The sequence below is a fragment of the Brevibacterium sp. HMSC22B09 genome (assembly GCF_001806795.1).
Classification (GTDB): domain Bacteria; phylum Actinomycetota; class Actinomycetes; order Actinomycetales; family Brevibacteriaceae; genus Brevibacterium; species Brevibacterium ravenspurgense.
The window spans coordinates 81257-82722 of the sequence record NZ_KV786032.1 but is presented as its reverse complement, the minus strand read 5'-3'; the positions used below and the strand labels follow the sequence as shown (position 1 = coordinate 82722).

Here is a 1466-nt window from a genome sequence, read left to right as displayed (position 1 = left end):
GCTGTTGCTAAAGCGCAGAATCCGGCTACGGGGTGTGGGGTGGTGGCTCGGCAGCGAGGCTCCGGTTGGCAGCAAAAACACCCGTTAGCCGGATTCCATCCTTTAGCCGCAAAAAAACTCCCGTTAGCCGGAAAATGTCGCCGTGGAAGCTGTTGCTAAAGCGCAGAATCCGGCTACGAGGTGGGTGCGTACGCGCTGTTTGGGCAGAAAAAGTCCCCCCAGTGGGACTCGAACCCACACTGAATCGATTTTAAGTCGACTGCCTCTGCCGATTGGGCTATAGGGGGAGTGGTGCACATGCCGGCCGGGTACGCGCCCGAACAGCCCCTCGAGCTTAGCAGGACTGCGCCGCGGAAGGCGGAATCAGTGCCGGGTGCCCAGAGCAAGAATCTGCAGCTCCCTGACCCCTGCCGCCCATCCGCCGAACCTTTAACAGCAGCAACCTGTGCGCCAGTTCACCTCGTGTCAATCTCGGTGCGTAAAGTGGAAAGAGAAGCGAGTTAAGGAGTCTGTATGCACCCCCACCCAAAAGAAAACCTGCGCGAATACATCGACAAACTCCGCACGGAGGGCTACACGGTTGTAGACGGGCACACTCCTGACCCGCACCTCATCAGTCCCGACGGCAAAGCTGTCGAAACCTGGCGCGAAGGCTACCCGTACGACACCCTCATGGACCGGGAAGCCTACGAAATCGAGAAGTACAAGCTGCAGATCGAACTTCTGAAGTACCAGTACTTCGCCGAAGACAACGGCCTGCGCAACGTCATTGTGTTCGAAGGCCGTGACGCTGCCGGTAAGGGCGGAACCATTAAGCGCTTCACGGAGCACCTCAACCCGCGTTCAGCTCGCATCGTGGCGCTGGCCAAGCCGACGGAAGAAGAATCTGGCCAGTGGTACTTCCAGCGCTACGTGCAGCACCTGCCCACGCGCGGTGAGATCGTCATGTTCGACCGTTCCTGGTACAACCGCGCCAATGTTGAGCGCGTCATGGGCTTCTGCACTGATGACCAGTACGAGGTCTTCATGCGCCAGGCCCCGGAGTTCGAGCGCATGCTCGTTGAGGCCGGCATCCACTTGACGAAGTTCTGGTTCTCCGTGACGGAAGCCGAACAGCGCACCCGCTTTGCCATCCGCCAGATCGACCCCGTGCGCCAGTGGAAACTGTCACCCATGGACCTCGAATCGCTGGGCCGCTGGGATGACTACACGGAAGCGAAAGAACAGACGTTCCTGCGCACCGACACCGATCACGCCCCGTGGATCTCGGTGAAGTCCAACGACAAGAAGCGAGCCCGGCTCAACGCCATGCGCTACTTCCTCAACACGGTCGAATACGACGACAAGGACACCAGCGTCGTCTACGAACCGGATGCCAACATCGTGATGCGCGGCATCGAAGCCGTCGGCGACTGACGCCTGACCGCAGAACACACGAGGCGGGGCTGGAGAAATCTCCAGCCCCG

Annotated in this window: 1 protein-coding gene and 1 tRNA gene; one reads left to right on the top strand and one right to left on the bottom strand. The window is 60.0% G+C overall.

What is annotated here, in order from left to right:
* Positions 1 to 213: 213 nt before the first annotated feature.
* Positions 214 to 287: transfer RNA gene (locus tag HMPREF3087_RS10045), tRNA-Leu, on the bottom strand.
* A 226-nt stretch (positions 288 to 513) separates the two neighbouring features.
* Here HMPREF3087_RS10045 and ppk2 point away from each other — a divergent pair.
* Positions 514 to 1416 carry a polyphosphate kinase 2 gene (ppk2, locus tag HMPREF3087_RS10040; RefSeq protein ID WP_062019668.1) on the top strand — a complete coding sequence of 301 codons (903 nt, stop codon included), beginning with the start codon at positions 514 to 516 and terminating at the stop codon, positions 1414 to 1416.
* The last annotated feature ends 50 nt before the right edge of the window (positions 1417 to 1466 follow it).